Annotated in this window: 16 protein-coding genes; 5 read left to right on the top strand and 11 right to left on the bottom strand. The window is 63.4% G+C overall.

The genetic code is table 11. The features are described from left to right. The 5 genes from HP499_RS09695 to HP499_RS09675 all read left to right on the top strand — a co-directional run. Positions 1–2,479: LuxR C-terminal-related transcriptional regulator (locus tag HP499_RS09695; RefSeq protein WP_172323874.1), on the top strand; the 2,479-nt coding region annotated here is incomplete at its 5' end. A gap of 116 nt (positions 2,480–2,595) precedes the next feature. Beyond that, the gene (locus tag HP499_RS09690) at positions 2,596–4,398 is read left to right on the top strand and encodes an SLC13 family permease (RefSeq protein ID WP_172323873.1); all 1,803 of its coding nucleotides are present in this window, start codon (positions 2,596–2,598) and stop codon (positions 4,396–4,398) included. 139 nt (positions 4,399–4,537) lie between these two features. Then, complete coding sequence (locus HP499_RS09685) at positions 4,538–6,286, top strand: MFS transporter (RefSeq protein WP_172323872.1); 1,749 nt, start codon at positions 4,538–4,540, stop codon at positions 6,284–6,286. Next, positions 6,283–7,812, top strand: coding sequence for a leucyl aminopeptidase (locus HP499_RS09680; protein WP_172323871.1), 1,530 nt, complete (start codon positions 6,283–6,285; stop codon positions 7,810–7,812). The genes HP499_RS09685 and HP499_RS09680 overlap by 4 nt, the downstream gene beginning before the upstream one ends. Positions 7,813–7,838: 26 nt before the next feature. Then, the gene (locus tag HP499_RS09675) at positions 7,839–8,138 is read left to right on the top strand and encodes an SHOCT domain-containing protein (RefSeq protein WP_172323870.1); all 300 of its coding nucleotides are present in this window, start codon (positions 7,839–7,841) and stop codon (positions 8,136–8,138) included. 66 nt (positions 8,139–8,204) lie between these two features. Here the strand turns inward: HP499_RS09675 and HP499_RS09670 are convergent, their stop codons facing one another. The 11 genes from HP499_RS09670 to HP499_RS09620 all read right to left on the bottom strand — a co-directional run. Then, positions 8,205–8,465, bottom strand: a complete 261-nt coding sequence (locus HP499_RS09670; RefSeq protein WP_172323869.1) for a GlsB/YeaQ/YmgE family stress response membrane protein — start codon at positions 8,463–8,465, stop codon at positions 8,205–8,207. Between the two features lie 73 nt (positions 8,466–8,538). Continuing rightward, positions 8,539–9,552: a serine/threonine-protein kinase gene (locus HP499_RS09665; RefSeq protein ID WP_309138370.1), complete on the bottom strand. Its 1,014-nt coding sequence runs from the start codon at positions 9,550–9,552 to the stop codon at positions 8,539–8,541. Next, positions 9,549–9,869, bottom strand: coding sequence for a hypothetical protein (locus tag HP499_RS09660; RefSeq protein ID WP_253951502.1), 321 nt, complete (start codon positions 9,867–9,869; stop codon positions 9,549–9,551). Before HP499_RS09660 ends, HP499_RS09665 begins: the two co-directional genes overlap by 4 nt. A gap of 159 nt (positions 9,870–10,028) precedes the next feature. Beyond that, positions 10,029–10,550 carry a MarR family winged helix-turn-helix transcriptional regulator gene (locus tag HP499_RS09655; RefSeq protein ID WP_172323867.1) on the bottom strand — a complete coding sequence of 174 codons (522 nt, stop codon included), beginning with the start codon at positions 10,548–10,550 and terminating at the stop codon, positions 10,029–10,031. A gap of 66 nt (positions 10,551–10,616) precedes the next feature. Beyond that, the gene (locus HP499_RS09650) at positions 10,617–11,681 is read right to left on the bottom strand and encodes an FUSC family protein (protein ID WP_172323866.1); all 1,065 of its coding nucleotides are present in this window, start codon (positions 11,679–11,681) and stop codon (positions 10,617–10,619) included. 157 nt (positions 11,682–11,838) lie between these two features. Next, the gene (locus HP499_RS09645) at positions 11,839–13,110 is read right to left on the bottom strand and encodes a hypothetical protein (RefSeq protein WP_253951501.1); all 1,272 of its coding nucleotides are present in this window, start codon (positions 13,108–13,110) and stop codon (positions 11,839–11,841) included. Beyond that, positions 13,107–13,619 (bottom strand): hypothetical protein, encoded by a 513-nt coding sequence (locus HP499_RS09640; protein WP_172323865.1) that lies wholly within the window; start codon positions 13,617–13,619, stop codon positions 13,107–13,109. Before HP499_RS09640 ends, HP499_RS09645 begins: the two co-directional genes overlap by 4 nt. A gap of 1 nt (position 13,620) precedes the next feature. Beyond that, entirely contained in the window at positions 13,621–14,457 is an 837-nt protein-coding gene (locus HP499_RS09635) for a hypothetical protein (protein ID WP_172323864.1), read from the bottom strand. 86 nt (positions 14,458–14,543) lie between these two features. Next, positions 14,544–14,999, bottom strand: a complete 456-nt coding sequence (locus HP499_RS09630) for a hypothetical protein (RefSeq protein ID WP_172323863.1) — start codon at positions 14,997–14,999, stop codon at positions 14,544–14,546. 486 nt (positions 15,000–15,485) lie between these two features. After that, on the bottom strand, positions 15,486–16,505 hold the full coding sequence (lipA, locus tag HP499_RS09625; RefSeq protein WP_172323862.1) for a lipoyl synthase: 1,020 nt from the start codon (positions 16,503–16,505) through the stop codon (positions 15,486–15,488). Positions 16,506–16,599: 94 nt separating this feature from the next. Next, a partial coding sequence (locus tag HP499_RS09620) for an L-serine ammonia-lyase, iron-sulfur-dependent, subunit alpha (RefSeq protein WP_159709123.1) occupies positions 16,600–16,725 on the bottom strand: 126 nt, incomplete at its 5' end.

Genomic DNA, 16,725 nt, shown 5'->3' with positions numbered 1-16,725 from the left:
TAAAACGGTGCTCCTGGGACAATGGCTCGCCTGCCGCATGGACAACGTCGCGTGGGTGAGTCCGGACCATCAGGACAAGCCGGCCCTGTGGCCGTCCATCCTTCACGCGCTCCGGCAGTGCCCTGCCGTACCAGCGGGCACTTTGAATCAATTTTCCGGATCCGAGGCTAATGCCCTCGAGGTACTGGGGCGCCTGGCGGAGCAGCTGACCAGCGTCGGCACCATCCGTTTGGTGATCGACGGCGTTGAGGGCTTTCCGGCCGCTGACCGGGATCTTTGGATTCCTGCTCTCCTTGCCCACGCTCAACTGCCCTTCCAACTTGTCCTGGCCACCCGGGAAAGCACGGCCGTGGACCCGGGGCGGGCCCGGCTCAGCGGACGGATCCTGGAACTGCAGTCACATGATCTGGCTTTCTCCCTGGACGAGATCAATTCACTTGCGGCCAAGACCATCACCCTGCTTGGGACACATCAATTGGGCGAAGTGTTCCGTCAAACCGGGGGGTGGCCGGCTTGCGTGGTGCTTGCCTTGCGAACCCTGCGCAAGGCCGCGGATATCGAAACACCTGTGGGAGACATTGCAGCGAACAACCGCCAACTCGGGGAGTACCTGGGCCACGAAATTATCTGCGTACTCACCCCCGCCGAACGGCAGGTGCTCGCCAGTACCAGCATGTGCCGTGTCCTGGTGGCAGCCCAAGCCAATGTCTTGGCGGGCCACCGGGATGCGGGCAATGTCCTTTCCGCGCTGGCGGACCACCGCGATCTGGTGGAGTCCGCGGGAAGCGGACGGAAGGTCTTCCTGGTCCGCCCCCTGATCAGGGCATACTTCCGGGCCGAACTTACCCGGAAGGAACCGGACGAAGCGATTCGCCTGAACCGGATCGCTGCGCAGTGGCATGAGCAGGCCGGCGAACCAGAGGCGGCGCTCCGGCACGCCGTTGATGCAGCTGATTCTCAACTGATCGGTGCGATCCTCGAGCGGCACGGAGCAACTCTCCTGGGCTCAGGCGGAGTCGCACGGGTCAGGAGGGCCATCGCGGCTCTGCCGGATTCGGTTCTGGCAACCAGTCCGAGGCTCTGTCTGGTGGCGGCACTGGCCCATGTGGAAAGCCGCCAGCCCACTACCGCTGCCCGCTACCTGGCCGCCGCACACCGGACCTGGCCGGATAATCCGCCGGCAGATCTCCGCGAACTCCGCGCTTTGGCAGAAGCCCGGCTTTCCTGGTTCAGCGGAGAATGGGAGAACCAGGATCCCAAGGCCACCAGCGACTACGCGGCCCTTCCCATGTCACGGCAGAGCGACATAAGGATCGAGGCAAAAATGGTGGCCCTCACTGCTGCGGTGATGGAGCAGCAGTACGGGGCGGCGGAGGACGAGGCCCGGGAAGCGTTGATCGAGGCCACCGAAGCGGGCAACAGCTACCTTGCCGGCAAGGTGTACCTCAAGCTTGCCGGCATCTCCTCCATGCAGGGCCAACTCCGCCGCGCCAGTGACTATCTTCGGCAGGCGGAGGAGAAGCTTCCGGCCTACGCGTGGACTGCGGGAGCCGGCCGGTCGGTGGGTGCCTTGATTCATGCCTCGGCTGCCCTCCTCGGGTCCGAGCCCGCCGCTGCCCTGAAATTTGCCACTGCGGCCACTGCCGACCTCGGACAATTGGGCTCCTCTGCCAAGGGGGTCGGAGCCGCGATGCGCGCTACCTTGGAACTGGTCACGGCGTGCGCCCACTTGGACACAGGAGACAGGCGGCACGCCTTGGACGGCATGCGCCAAGCCCGGTTGAGGATCGGCAAGGACTACCTGTTCGCGCAGCCGATGGCAGCCTTCATCGCGGTGATCGAGCACACGGCGGCCCTGTCACTGGGCCATGCGGAGCGTGCCCGTGAAGTCTTGGAGTGGGCAGAGGAGCTGATTCCCGGCACAGGTGAGTTGTGCCTTTTGCGAGCGCAGGGACCGGCTGGAATCAGCCGCTTCGATGCCGCGACAGAACGCCTCCGCCCCTTGCATGCGGGCGTGGCGGCGCCCTTGCTGGCATGGACGTGGATTCACGTTAACGTCCTGGAATGCTCAATGGCCATCCGCGCGGGGCGGAGGGCAATGGCGGGCAAACTCCTGGAAGATGCGCTGGCCATGGCGGGGGATCTGGCGGTGACCAGGCCCTTGGCCATTGCTCCCCAGGAAGTTATTGACCTGCTGGTGGAACGGGCGGGTACGCATGGCCCCCAGGAAGAACTTGCCAAGCGGTTGCTGCTTTTGCGGTCTCCTGCTGATGCCCGGCTTGCGCCCTTGCTGACTCCCCGGGAACGGGAGGTCCTGATGCTGCTCCCCTCGCATTTGTCGCAGGAACAGATGGCATCTGAGCTCCACCTGTCCGTGAACACGGTGAAGACCCACCTGCGGATCATCTATTCCAAGCTCGGGGCGGGGACCCGGCATGATGCCGTGGCCGCGGCTTACAGGTTTGGGCATTTACCGTAGGCCGTGACCTCGGAAGACGCCCATCACTCACCCGATTGGGGTGACCCAGCAGCTTTGACCCGGATCTAGTCTGAGAGAATGCCGGCCAAAGACCCCGCGGGTTACCGAAGGCACCCATGACAGACGTGACTGTCACGTTATTGGTGCTCGTCGCAGTGATTGCTGCGTTCGTGTGGAACCGGCTGCCCGTTGAGGTAGTGGCTCTTGGAGCGGCTTTGGCCCTTTACGGCACCGGCATTGTGGGTTTGGAGGATACTTTCGCCGGTTTCGGGAGCGGAACCGTGGTGTTGATAGCGGCGCTGTTCGTTGTGGCAGAGGCCATTGATGCCGCAGGGGTGACCACTTGGCTGGGAAGCCTGCTGATCAGGTTCTCGGGGACCAGCCGTACCCGGTTGATGGTGTTGATGATGGTCTTGACGGCCATGCTGACTGCACTTATCAGTGTTAACGGAGCTGTCGCCGCGTTGTTGCCCATGGTGGTTGTCCTCGCTGTCCGGCTGGGACGGCGGCCGTCGGAGTTGCTCATGCCCATGGCTTTCGCTGCACATGCCGGGTCCTTGTTGATCCTGACCGGCTCACCTGTCAACATCCTGATCCTGAACGCAGCGCTGGACACCACGGGGAAGGGAATCGGGTTCTTTGAGTTCGGGCTTGTGGGGCTTCCCCTGCTGCTGGGAACCATTGGATTGACGCTTTGGCTGGGTCCACGGCTTTTGCCGGCCCGGACCCCTGATGCCCTCCCCAAGGACCTGGGCTCCCACGGTGAGACGCTCATGAACCACTACCTGGGCGGTGAGGGGCTGAGCCGCCTCAGCATCCCGGCAGGATCGGCCTTGGTGGGCCAGCCCGTTGCGTGTCTTCAGGACGGGCACGACGGCGGCCACCTCCACCTCATCAGCGTGCAGGGCTCAGACGGCAAGCCGTCAGAAAACCCGGTGTTCGAACAGGGCGATGAGATTGTGGTGCGTGGCGGCCAGCCCACCATCGACGCCCTTGCGGCACGGCACGGCCTGAGCCAGGACGACGACGCAACCTGCGGACTGATCAGCAGCACCTACGGGGTGGCCGAGGTAGTAGTGGCACCCCGCTCAAACCTGGTCGGTACCGAGGCTTACCCCGGCATGGTGACGGACAGCGGTGACTTGGTGGTGTTGGCGCATCACCATCCGGGCGAGCCGGAGTCCTCGGGACGGACGCTGATCACTGCCGGGGACAGGTTGCTGCTCCAGGGAACCTGGGCTGCGCTCGATCAGCACACCGTGGATCACAATGTGTTGCTGGTTGACTCACCGGACACCATCCGCCGCCAAACAGTCCCCTTGGGCCCGCGGGCAACGCCGGCGCTGATCATTCTTGGCGCAATGGTGGTGCTGCTGGCCACGAACCTGGTGCCTGCACCCGTCGCGGCGATGCTGGCGGCTTTGGCCATGGTGGTGCTGCGTGTTGTCACAGTTCAGCAAGCCCACCGTTCCATGGCGTGGACCACCCTCATCCTGGTGGCCGGCATGATTCCGCTGTCCACGGCCATCACTTCCACGGGCACCGCGGAGATCCTCGCTGAGGGCATGGTGTCAGTGGTAGGAAACGGCGGCCCTTTGCTGTTGCTCCTGGGGCTCTTTGTGGTCACTGCCGTGCTGGGCCAGCTGATCAGCAACACGGCCACTGCCCTGATCATCATCCCGATCGCGCTCTCCGTGGCACAGGAGTCAGCCATCAATCCGTACGCGGTGCTGATGTGCGTGTCGGTTGCATCCTCCGCTGCCCTGCTGACGCCGGTGGCAACCCCGGCCAACATGATGATCATGCAGCCGGCTGGCTACAGATTCGGCGACTACTGGAAATTCGGGCTGGCCATCATGGCCCTCTACGCGGCAGTGGCCATCCTGCTGGTACCCGTGTTCTGGCCCCTTCAGACCTAGCCGCACCGAAGAACCCGGCACACCAAAACGATCGGAGATCAACGTCAAGGCAAACCCTGCACACCGTTCCGCCAACCCCGTAGCGAGGTATTCAAGCGCTCCTTTCCAGTGAAGGGGCAGAGCACATCAGGAGCAACACATGGCCAGCGTCCACACCACCAATGAAACCCCACCACCCGTCAAGGCGGCTTCATGGCTGCCTTTGATCGTGGTGGTCCTCACCCAAATCCAGGCATCATTCGCCGTCAACGCCTTGACGGTCTCCATGCAGGGCATCACCACTGACCTGGATACCGCAGCGACATCCGTGGGCACTGCCATCACCGCCGGTACGTTTTCGATGGCGGCTTTCATCCTGCTGGGAGCGAAGCTGGGAGCCCGGTTCGGGACGCGTAAGGTGTTCCAGATCGCCGTGGCCATTCACGCCGCAGCCATGGCGGGTGTGGCACTCAGCCTGAGTCCGGCGATGCTGTTCATTGCCCAGGCTTCTTCGGGCGCCGTCATTGCCCTGATCGCACCCGCGCTCACCGTCTTCATTGCCACCAATTACAAGGACCAGCAGCAGGCAAAAGCCATCGGGCTCCTGGCAGCTGCCATTCCGGCGGCCGGGGTGCTGGCACTGCTGATTGCGGGCTGGTTCGCCACCACCATCGGCTGGCGCTACTCGTTCGGCCTCATGGTGATCCTCGGTGCCATCAACCTTCTGCTGAGTTTCAAGCTCAAAACCGTGCCGCCGCAGCCCCGGCTGAAGATCGACTGGACCGGCTCCATCATCGCTGCGGTGGCGGTCATCCTGCTGAGCTTCGGTTTCAGCGGCCTGTCGGCCTGGGGCACCTGGTTCGCCACCAGCCAGGCACCCTTCGAGATCCTTGGGCTCTCGCCCGCACCGCTCCTGATCCTCCTCGGGGCCATTGCGGGACAAGTGTTCTTCCTGTGGATCCGGAAACGCCAGGACGCCAAGCTGCCACGGATTTTCGACCTCCGGGTACTGGCCTCCAGTTCCGAACTGGCAGTAACGGCCTGTATGGCCATCATGCTCTTCGTGGGAACTGCGGCAAACTTCCTGATCCCCCTCTACATGCAGATCGTCCAGGGCCGCTCGAGCATTGAGACCTCGTTCTCGATCATTCCGTACACGTTGTCCATTTTCCTCGCGAGCACTTTCGTGGCTTTCCTTTACGACAAGTTCCCGCCCCGGACCATCGCCCAGGGCGGCTTCGTGGTGGTGGCTGGTGCGCTGGTCCTGCTCGCCTTCACCATCCGCAACGACTGGGGCCAACTCTTTGTGGTGCTGGGCCTGATCCTCCTGGGTCTTGGCCAAGGCGCAATCGTCGCGTTGGTATTCAATACGCTGCTCAGCGCGGTTCCCCGCGAGCTGGCCGGCGACGTCGGAGCCTGGCGCGGCCTGGTCCACAATCTCTCCGGCAGCGTGGGCATCGCCGTGGCGAGCGCGTTCGCCGTCGGGATGCTGTCCTCGCTTATTGCCAGCGGCGCCGCCGCGCATCCGGAAGTGTCGCAGGAGTTGATCTACAAAGTAAACGTCAACGAGGCAGACTTCCTGACCAACGCCCAAGTGGAGGCAGTGATCGGCGACCGGGTGAGCAGCCCCTCCGAGCTGGCAGCCGCGATCGAAGTCAACGAAGAAGCGCGTCTTCGCGCCCTGCAGATCTCCCTTCTGGGATTATCCGGGCTTGCCCTGCTGGCGATTGTCCCGGCAGGTCGCATGCCCGGCCGCATGAAGGGCGGCCTTCCCGAGCAACTCGAACCTGACGACCCCGATGCGATCCCCGAGCCGGCCCCCAGCCCGGACCACGCTGTCACGGCGGCGTCAACCACAGCTGTCCCCACCACAACTGCTCCAACCACAACAGAACGGGCGAAACGGTGAACCACGAACCCTACAAACTGATCCCGGAGGATTTCTTAGTCCTGCCCTCCCTTGGCGGATCCGACCCGAAATTGCACTTTGTGGACGGCTTCGGCGCACTCGACGCGATCGGCGTGCTGGTGCCCTCGGAAGGTGATGTTCCGGAGTCCGTCGGCCTGCACCGGGAAACGCTGGAAAGTGCGGGCTTTGACGGCAAACCCGGAACCACCCTTCAGCTGGCCAACGCCTCAGGGACTTTGGTGGTGGCCGTTGGCGGTGGGAAGCCGGGAGCCTTGGACGCGGACGGGTGGCGCAAAGCTGCCGCTGCCTTGGTCCGTGCCACGCAGAAGCATTCGCGGATCGGCTTTGAACTGACGCAAAGTTTCGATGGGACTGACGCTTCAGGGATGGACGCCGAGCGACTGGGCCAGGTTCTGGCCGAAGGTGTGCTGTTGGCCCGGTACAGCTATGAAACGCTCAAAAGCAGGAGCGAGCCGACAACACTGGCCGAGGTGCAGTTCCTCGGCGCCGGCCTGGACACCGCGGCTGCTACCCAAGGCCTGGAGACGGGCCGGGTCAAAGTGCGGGCCACTGCCATAGCCCGGGACTTGTGCAATGCCCCGCCCAGCCACCTCACTGCCGTTGGATTGGCCTCGGCGGCGAAGGAGCTCGGGAAACGGTTCGGATTCGGCGTTGAGGAGTTCAACAAGGATCAGTTGATCGAACTCCGCTGCGGCGGCCTCCTCGGCGTCAATGCCGGCAGCGCCCAGGAACCACGGATGATCAAGCTCAGCTACCAGCCGGACGGGTCCGCCACCGGCCACCTCGGCCTGGTAGGCAAGGGCATCATGTACGACTCCGGCGGTGTCAGCCTCAAACCCAGCGACCCCATGCACTTGCTCATGAAAATGGACATGGGAGGCGCAGCGGCGGTCCTGGCTGTCTTCACCGCACTGCGCGATCTCGGCTGCAAGGCCGCCGTGACCGGGTTCCTGATGTGCACGGACAACATGCCCTCGGGCTCGGCCTACAAGTTGGGGGACGTACTCACCACCCGCAGCGGACTGACCATCGAAGTCAAGAACACCGACGCCGAAGGTCGCCTGGTCATGTGCGACGCCCTGACTCTGGCAGTGGAGGACGGCGTGGACGGGATCGTTGACATCGCAACGCTCACCGGGGCAGCCCTGATGTCCCTCGGGCAGCTCACCGCCCCGGTGTTCGGAAACGAGCAACACCTGGTGGACAGGGTGCTGGAGTCCGGGCGCCGTGCAGACGAACAACTGTGGCAACTTCCATTGGAACGGGCCTACCGCCCCCAGCTGGATTCGGACATCGCGGATATCTCCAACCTGGGCGGCCCTTACGCCGGTTCCACCACCGCCGCGCTGTTCCTGGCCGAGTTCGTGGGCGACACCCCCTGGGCACACATCGACATTGCCGGCACTATGCAATCCGACAAGGATGACGCCTGGCGCAGCAAGGGCGCCACAGGGTTCGGCGCGCGTCTCCTCATCGACCTGGCCCTCGGCTATTCAGCTACCTGACCCGTTACCAGCGAAAGGATTTCATCATGGGTTTGTTCAGGACCGCCGGCCGTGCCGCCGTCGTGGGTTCAGTCCTCGGCCGCACGCAACGCAGGCAACAACAGCGCTTCGCCGCCGAGGACGCTGCAGCAGCAGCTGCAGCCGGCCACCACCCTCCCGCTGCACCGCTTCAAGTGCCACCTCCGCCGCCGCCTGTACCGGCCGCCGTCGTCGATCCGACCGATCATATGCTCGCCCAACTCAAGCAGCTGGGTGAGCTGAAAAGCGCCGGAGTCCTCAATGACAAGGAATTCCAGGCGCAGAAAGCACGAATCCTGGCGCGCTGAACTCTTGCATGACAGCAAAGAGGCCCCGACGCAGCAGCGTCGAGGCCTCTTTTGCATGACAGGCGATTAAGCCTTCTTGCGCGTCACCAGTCCCCAGATGACCAGGACCAGCAATGCGCCGCCGATGGCGAGGAGCCACGTGGACAGCGACCAGAACTCGTTGATGCCCACCTTGAAGATTGCGCTGCCGATCCAGCCACCCAGAACGGCACCCACGATGCCCAGCAGGATGGTGGTGATCCAGCCGCCGCCCTGCTTACCGGGCATGATGGCCTTTGCGATGGCGCCGGCAATCAAACCCAAAATGATCCAACCGATGATTCCCATTTTTCTTTCCCTCTTTCATAAGTAGGACCCAGTTCGGCATAAGGACGCATGCCGCTATCGACCTGATTGTTGGCTACCAGACGAGCCGTCGGAGCATACCGACGGCTTGGCTGGCAGACGGCCTGCCGGCAGGATCGGGGTCGGTCATGGCGTGAAGCACCATGGACCAACGCCGCCGAACCGTGCCGGGAATTCGAGGTTCCCCCAGAGTCCTGGCAACCATGGACTCGAGGGGAGGGCCTGGGAACGCTTTGGTTCCGGTCAGGCATTCAAGTGCCACCAAGCCCAGTGAATAGATATCGCTGGCCGACGTGGACGTACCGCCGCACACCTCTTCGGGACTCAAGTAATGCGGTGTTCCCGAGGATGATTTCGGTGCGGAATGACGCCCGTCGATCGCTATCCCGAAGTCGGTCAACTTCGCGATCCCGGGGCCCTCCGGATCCGCGTGGAAGTCCACCAGGATATTTCCGGGCTTGATGTCGTTGTGGACAATACCCCGGCGATGCAGATGAGTGAGCGCCTTCGCGATCCCGCTCATCCATGCCACTGTTTGCTCCGGGGAAACGGGGCCTTCGTGGAGGACGGAACGGAGATCGTTGCCGTCCATCAGATCCATCACCAGGTAGTTACGGCTTCGCCGGGGGTCTTCCTCCGTCATGGTTCCCGAGCCCAGCACCGCCACGATATTTCGGTGACGCAGCCGGCCATGGATGTCCACCTCGCGGCCAAAGGGCGTGTTTTTGGCCGGGTCCGTGGTGCCGTCTTGCGTTGCCCTGAAGATCTTGACGGCCACGAGCTTTCCCGTGCGCAGGTCAAGGGCTTCATTGACGTAGGCTTCCGAGCCGCCGCCAAGCCGCCCGCCCAGCCGGTACCGCCCGCCGAGCACTACCTCTTGCTGGAGGGGCGCTGCGGGCTGGGTGGGCTCAGTTGGCTGTTGGCTGCTGCGTGCCATTCCTGTGTGGGTTGACGCTGGCTGGGCTGACCCCGGCTGGATTGACACCGGCTGGATCGACCCTGACTGCGCCGTGTTTCGACACGCGGCCCCGCGATCAGCGCGGACGGCCGCTACGTCAATGGTGGTCACGCCAGGAGTGTTTCGATTTCGGTGGCCGGCACTCCGGCCACCTCCGCGAGTGCCTGGGGGTTGACTCCAGCATCAACTGCCTTCCTGAAGGCCAGCGCAAGGGTGTTTTGGGAGATGGCGAGTTCGTGCTGAAGACTCTGCCGGCGAAGCGCAGCTACCCAGACTCCGCTAACGGGGTCAAGGGCGTCGATATCCATACGGAAGCCACAGCCGCAGGCCCACTCGGGCCAGATGGGCTCCACCGAGACCCACTTCATGGCGTCGTAGTCAGGTCCGGCGGAAATGGCCATGTGCGAGCCGCAGTGCACGGGTCCCATGGGGATCGCCTGATCCGTTACAACCTGTACGTCATTCTCAGCCACTGGTGTGGAACTTGGTTCACGCAGCGCGACTGTCATCGTCTTCCCACACATTCACTAGTAAGTAGCTTGGCTATCTAGTTATATGTGTACTTATGAATTATGTCCAGCCGGAGCTCAGGAAGACGCGATGCTGTCGATGGCCTGGCGCATGCGCCGAAGGAACTCCACCACCACCGCGGAGTCATCGCTGCTCAGTGTCTCGGCGGCCTCCATCATGCGGGCGTGCATGTCCCCCATCGTATTCCGAACCTCTTGGTGCGAATCGGCAGTGGGGCGAAGAATCAGGGCACGGCGATCCGTGGGGTGCGGTTCCCTGGTGACATAGCCGGACCTCACCAACCGGTCCACCAGGGACGTCATGGATGCGGACGTCACGCCCAGGCGGACCGCCAGCTCCTTGGGGCCCACCTCGCGGCCTGCCCTCTCGGCTTCCAGAAGGTAGCGCAACGCCACAAGATCGGTTTCGCCCATGCCCATGGAGTTGCGCGTGCGCCGGCGCATGTCGGCTTCCGCCGAGCGGTAGTCCCTCAGTGCGTTCAGGACGTCCACTGCGCCCATTTGCTTGCGGCTTTCCAGGCCGTACCAATAGCCCTGACGCTCACTTTTGTCGTTCATCACCAGTCCTTTGGTAGACATGTATCTCGCTTGTCTAACCAATTGATACTAGGTGATAATCCAAGGGCCCGCTGACCTTCGGGTGGTTCAGGCCCCGGCCTGCGCCCCTCGAACCCGCCGCCAGATAGCCGGCGCCACCACTACTGCAACGCCGACGGCGGCACCAATGACGGTCTCGATGATGCGGTCCCGCAGGAGCAAACCAGGATCGACAGGAGCCGCCAGGAGTGTGGCAATCAAGGCCAGCGGAGTGACGAAGACCTGCGCCACGAGGTACTGCCGGGCGATGAACATTTCGGCGCCGAACTGGCAGGCCGCAATCACCAGGACCATGGCCCACGGCGCGGGGTTGAGCCACAGGATTCCGGCCAGCAGCACCAGCCCAATGACTGTGCCGGCGATCCTTTGGATGCCGCGGCTCACCCGGTGGCGCGTCGAATGGCCCACCAGCGGAACCACGGCCGCCACCATCGCCCAGTAGGTGTGCCCGAACCCAAGCCGCTCCCCCACCAAAGTGGCAATTGTGCCTGCAAGGCCCGCAGCCACCAGATAGCCGCCGCCCTCCAGCCAGATCGCCCGCCGCTCAGCCGCGGTGTGACGGATGGGCGGTGGCCGCTTCCACGGCGTCCGGTGGCTCTTGGCCACGCGTGAGGACATACCGATTAGAAGGCAGAAACCCGTGGTCAGGACTGACACCAGCATTGCCTCCCACAGAGGGGGCTGGGCGGCGATGGAAGCAATGGCGGCAAACGCGAAAATATGAAAGAGGGAGCCGCCTGGGCGGAGCCTCCAAGCAGCCACCACCACTGAGCACGCGCCTGCAACAACTGTTGTGGCAGCGGTCAGTAGCCACGAATAGGCGGCACCTTCCATCCCGGAAGCCTGCGCAAAGCGGGCCATGAGGGTGGCCAAAAGGATGACTAAAAGCATGAAGCCGCCGGCCCGCAATTGGCTGCGGAAACGGACGCTGTGGGGCTCGTTGCGGCCGTAAATTCCAGTGAAAGCACCGAACGAGGCAAACACGGCCAGGTCCAGCCGCCCGATCAGCGTCAGCGTAATCAGGGGAACAAACACACCTACAGCGCAGCGGAGGGCGGGATGGTGGTCCTTGTTTCCAGGACCCATCGTGAACAATTCCGCTACAGCCTTCAAGGGGCGGTTCGCCTTTCGTCGCAGGATCAAACGTACGACGACGGCGCTGGCGTCCGTTCAAGATTACGCTCAGGACGCTGGACTGCTTGGAGTTTTTGTACAGATAGTGCCCCGAATCACGCGTTATCAGGGCATTATCCGTACAAAAACTGCAGGGTCAGAAGCGGGATGCTGCGAGGCTGTTGACCTGGGTGGTGGCCAGCGGGTTGCCGGCTATATCCGTCATGCCCGAGGCAGGAGCGTATCCCGGAAGTGGTGCCGGAGCAGCAGGTACGGTCAGCGCCCCTGGCCCTCCCGCTCCCAAGGTAATAGTCAGGGTCCTGGCGCCCGGGTTCCATGTCAGGATTGAGCCGCCGGCGTTGTTCCCTGCAAAGGTGAGGGCTGTGGCGGTGTAATCCCCACGAAGTGCCACGCTGCCGACCCTAAGGTTGGGGCAGCCCGCTTGGGTCACGGTCAGGACGTCACCTGCGCTGATATTCACCAGCACCTGGCTGCTGCCATTCCCGCTCTGGGTCTGCGTTGCCGTGTTGCTGGTCCATGCGCTGCAGATGGTGGTGGCACTGAGAGCCTCGGAGAAGGTCAGCGTTACAGAGTCTCCTTGTTCCACGACGCCTAGAGTCTTCCCTGTGCCATTGTTCAGTTGGACCCCGGTCACGGTGGGCACTGCCACGTCCTTGGTGGACGTTGCAAGACCGGCAGTGCCTGTATTACCCGCGGTATCTGTCGCGCGGCCCGAGTAGGAAATGGTTCCATCACTGAAAGCAGAAAGGTTAAGCGGAGCTGCTGTCCATACGCCCACACCGTTGGTCACCAGGGTTTGCGTCACCGGCTGCGCGCCGGAACCAGTCACCGTCAGGGTCACCGAGGAGTTGGCTTCCGCCGTACCGCTGACCGGAACGCTGCTGACATTGGCTTGGTTGACGTAGGCCGGCGCTGTTAGCACCGGCGCCAGGGGCGGGGTGGTGTCCGTGACAGGCGTGGCGCCTAAGCTGCGTTGACTTTCGTTTCCCTGCCACAGGGAAAGGGTGGGCGTCACGGTGTAATACCAGGTTCCCGCAGGCACTCCGGCCTCCACGCAACTCAGTCCGGCGACTGTTCCCGCACATCCACCTGTCGCTGGAACCATGGTCCCGCCGGACGCCGAACTGTAGCGGGCAATACTGTAGCCGGTTACGGACCGTCCTGCCGCCGTCGTGCTTGCAGTCCACGTGACCGTGACGTTAGCGCCGTTGATGCCAGTAGCCGGTCTTGCGCCCTGCGCTACGGAATCGGCTGCGGCCGCGCCGGTGCCACTGTTGATGGAGCTCCAGAATGCACTGGCAGCCGGCCCTCCCCAGGAGACGAGGAGAATGCCTGCCACGATGATCGCAAGCTTACTGCGCCAGCTGAACAGGGCGTCCGAAGGACGGTTCTGACGGAGACCGCTCATTTCCGCACCTCCAGCGTCACAGGAACGGAAAATTGGGCACCCTGGCAGGCGGAGAGCGAGGCCACGTCCATGCTGGCGGCGCCCGGAAGCGTCAGCAGAATGGATGAGTTCGCAGGGATCACCACAGGAGGACTTACCGCCGCATCCGGGGGCGTGAACGTGACTCCCGTAGTGGTACAGCCGGCGTGGGCGGCGTCGGCAGTTACCGGTCCGTTGGCCGCGAAACCATGGACGGTCATGGGGAAGGGGTTGGGGTTTGAGGCGCGGAGAAGGACGTCTGCGGTCCCCCCTGGAAACAAGCTGGTCTGCAGGGTGTCGCCCGGGACAAGTGCCTCCATTGCGACTGTCTGCAGCGTGCCGTTGGCTGCCGATCCGTTGCCGCTACCGGCAGCGGCCCAGTAGGCATAGGCGGATCCTGCGCCACCCAGGAGGCAGAGGGCAAGAGTGGCGGCAGCGCTTCTTGCCAAGCGACCTTTTGCGGGAGTACGTGGAGTTCGGACGCTCGTCATGTCAGTTCGCCTGTCCTGTGCCGGTGAACGTGAGCAGGATGGTTGCGCCTTTGCAACCATCCTGGTTCCGGGAAGTGTCCAGCATGGAAATCTGAGGCCGCTTCGGCTCGGGCACGCCCAGCGACGAGAGTGATCGCGCACCAGGTTCCACGGTCAGCGGATAGGTTCCGGAGTACTGGGTGAGTTTGTAATCAGCGGCGCTGCAGGGCAGGTTGGCCGCCACCGCAGCGGGTGTTGGCACCACTTGGCTGATCGCGACGGACAGATTGGTCACCGCGATGGTTTTGTTGTCCGGGTTGGCGATCAGCAGGTCCACAGACCGCGTAACTCCCGGGGCCAGCAGCCCGCTGACGGTACCGCTCATGTCAAAGCTTCGTTTGACGTTCAAGACATGCAGCTGCCCCTGCGCCGTTGCCTGAAGCGTTCCTGCCGTCCCCTTTACGGTGAAGTCCGACTTTCCAGCCGGGGTGCCCACGGCGGTAGTAACGTTCAACGTCGTCTGGGTTACGCCTCCGGACGTCAAAACCACCGACGACGGCGACCATGCGGCCGCCGCTCCGGCCGGCAAACCCGTGACGGCGAACGTCACCGGTCCAGTGAAACCTCCCGTGGATGCCACAGCAACCGTGTAGCTGGCAGATTGGCCCTGATCCACTGTGCGGCTGGACGGCGACAACGTCAGGGTGATTCCCTTGCCGGCCTTGACCTGACCACCTTGGCTCCCGCCCGCGGCAAGCGCCGCAACAGGCACGAAAGCAACTACCAGCGCCAGAAGCAGCGCGCGCAGGGGTATTCCGACTCGGTGCAATGGCGCAGTGCGCTGTGGACGGGGGTCCATGGAAACTCTTTTCGGACGTGTTCAGTGCCGGGGCAGAAAGATCAGCCGGGGACCGCCACTGAGGGGCGGTCCCTGGCCGGCCGGTGCTACAGGCTGGAGACGTTGACCGTGACGACGGCCGACTTGCAGGCGTCCTGGTTCACGGTGGTGCTGTCGTTGAACTTCAAGACACCACTGCCCACCGAGGTACCGGCGGCACCGGCAGCAACAGGACTGTTGCTGGTCACCGCGGTGACCTCGAACCACTCGGGGAGACAGCCGGCCACGTTGGTGCTCACGGTCGCACTAAGGGCGCCCACCACTGTGCTTGAGGTGGTGGAGTTATCGGCCGTGTACGCCACATCGACCTGGTTGCCTGGGGCAAGGCCGGCGTCGAACGTTGCGTGAAGGGTAACCGTTCCGCCTCCGGCGGCGTTGGCAGCTGAGCCGTTGCCCGAGCCCGTTGTGGTCCAGTAGGCGTATGCAGCTCCGCCGCCCACAGCTACCAATGCAACACCGGCAACGGCCGCGGTGATCCGGCTCTTTTTGGAAAGCTTGCGCATGATAAGACTCCTTGGTTTTTCTATATCCCGGGGAGCCGCCTCGCAACCCCCAGCATCCGAACGGTGTTGTCGGATGAAGCAATGCCCCCATGTTTCTGTGCTGTGGGCCCGCGTGGCTACTCTTGGCTGTACGCCATTTTCCGGGCCGACCAAGGGGTCGGGAATACGCTCATCCCCGGGGCAAGTACTCAGTTTTGCGGAGCAGACTACTTGGATGGGCTGGCGCGGGCGCCGGAACCGCAGGGCGGCGGGTACTCAGTTGTGGTCAGCGCGTTCCGAGGGCCAACCACAGCCTCCGGCGCTCCCGGCGTGATGCAGGCCCGTTACGCTGCGCGAACATTGTGCCCGTCTTGAGCAAAAACTGCGCTGGTGTTCGAGCCCTTCGCGTTTATGACTTAAACCCCCGACGGCGGTCAGCCGCCTCTGGGAGGTGGCTGACCGCCGTCGGGCATCAGTGGTGGCGTGGGTCTTTAGGGGTCAATTGGCCTATTTGTGGGCGGCGAGGATGGTGGAGGCTTCCTGGCGGGTGGTGCCGGAGTCCTGGATGCCCTCGGCGATGTGTGCGAGGTGGGCGGGGATGTCCCGGCCTTTCTTCCGCATCGCGGTGGCCCACAAGCGTCCGGCCCGGTACGAGGAACGGACCAGCGGTCCGGACATGACACCGAGGAAACCGATCTCCTCGGCCTCGTGCTGGAGATCCACGAACTCCTGCGGCTTGACCCACCGGTCCACCGGCAAGTGCCGCTCGGACGGGCGAAGGTACTGGGTGATCGTGATCAGGTCACACCCGGCAGCGTGCAGGTCCCGCAGCGCCTCGGAGATCTCTTCCCGGGTCTCGCCCATGCCCAGGATCAGGTTGGACTTGGTCACCATGCCCAGGTCCCGGCCCTGGGTAATGACGTCCAGGGACCGCTCATACCGGAACGCCGGACGGATCCGCTTGAAAATCCTCGGCACGGTCTCCACATTGTGCGCGAACACCTCGGGCTTGGAATCACAGATCGCGGCGATGTGCTCGGGCTTGCCGGAGAAGTCCGGGATCAGCAGCTCCACCCCGGTGCCCGGGTTCAATTCGTGGATCTTCCGGACCGTTTCGGCGTACAGCCACACACCTTCATCGGCCAGGTCATCACGGGCCACCCCGGTCACCGTGGCGTAACGCAACTGCATGGCCTGGACACTCCGGGCCACCTTGGTGGGTTCGAACATGTCCACCGGTGACGGTTTGCCGGTATCGATCTGGCAGAAATCACAGCGCCGGGTGCACTCGGACCCGCCGATCAGGAACGTCGCTTCCTTGTCTTCCCAGCACTCAAAGATGTTGGGGCAACCGGCCTCTTCACAGACCGTGTGCAGCCCTTCCTTCTTCACCAGGTTCTTGAGCTGGACAAACTCAGGACCCATCTGGACCTTGGCCTTGATCCACTCAGGCTTACGTTCAACCGGGACTTGGGCGTTGCGGGCCTCGACGCGCAGCAACTTACGGCCTTCAGGTGCGAGTGTCATGACGTTCCTTTGTCTTGATCAGTAAATTCTTGCGTTGCGGGGCCCGTTCTGCGCCCTTTGGCGTCGGCATACCGCGCATAGCGGGCCTCACAACTCAGCATTCGACGACGTTGACGGCGAGGCCGCCCATCGCGGTTTCCTTGTACTTATGGGACATGTCCTTGCCCGTTTCCCGCATGGTCACAATGACCTCATCCAACGAGACCCGGTGCGTCCCATC

The sequence above is a fragment of the Paenarthrobacter sp. CM16 genome (assembly GCF_013179505.1).
In the GTDB taxonomy this organism is placed as follows: domain Bacteria; phylum Actinomycetota; class Actinomycetes; order Actinomycetales; family Micrococcaceae; genus Arthrobacter.
This window is presented reverse-complemented; position numbering and strand designations above follow the sequence as displayed.

What these genes read in the sequence shown, in the direction of transcription:
- HP499_RS09690 (WP_172323873.1), top strand. Translation starts at nt 2,596, where the DNA reads ATGACAGACGTGACTGTCACGTTATTGGTGCTCGTCGCAGTGATTGCT.
- HP499_RS09685 (WP_172323872.1), top strand. Translation starts at nt 4,538, where the DNA reads ATGGCCAGCGTCCACACCACCAATGAAACCCCACCACCCGTCAAGGCG.
- HP499_RS09675 (WP_172323870.1), top strand. Translation starts at nt 7,839, where the DNA reads ATGGGTTTGTTCAGGACCGCCGGCCGTGCCGCCGTCGTGGGTTCAGTC.
- HP499_RS09670 (WP_172323869.1), bottom strand. Translation starts at nt 8,465, where the DNA reads ATGGGAATCATCGGTTGGATCATTTTGGGTTTGATTGCCGGCGCCATC.
- HP499_RS09660 (WP_253951502.1), bottom strand. Translation starts at nt 9,869, where the DNA reads ATGGGACCCGTGCACTGCGGCTCGCACATGGCCATTTCCGCCGGACCT.
- HP499_RS09655 (WP_172323867.1), bottom strand. Translation starts at nt 10,550, where the DNA reads ATGTCTACCAAAGGACTGGTGATGAACGACAAAAGTGAGCGTCAGGGC.
- HP499_RS09645 (WP_253951501.1), bottom strand. Translation starts at nt 13,110, where the DNA reads ATGAGCGGTCTCCGTCAGAACCGTCCTTCGGACGCCCTGTTCAGCTGG.
- HP499_RS09640 (WP_172323865.1), bottom strand. Translation starts at nt 13,619, where the DNA reads ATGACGAGCGTCCGAACTCCACGTACTCCCGCAAAAGGTCGCTTGGCA.
- HP499_RS09635 (WP_172323864.1), bottom strand. Translation starts at nt 14,457, where the DNA reads ATGGACCCCCGTCCACAGCGCACTGCGCCATTGCACCGAGTCGGAATA.
- HP499_RS09630 (WP_172323863.1), bottom strand. Translation starts at nt 14,999, where the DNA reads ATGCGCAAGCTTTCCAAAAAGAGCCGGATCACCGCGGCCGTTGCCGGT.
- lipA (WP_172323862.1), bottom strand. Translation starts at nt 16,505, where the DNA reads ATGACACTCGCACCTGAAGGCCGTAAGTTGCTGCGCGTCGAGGCCCGC.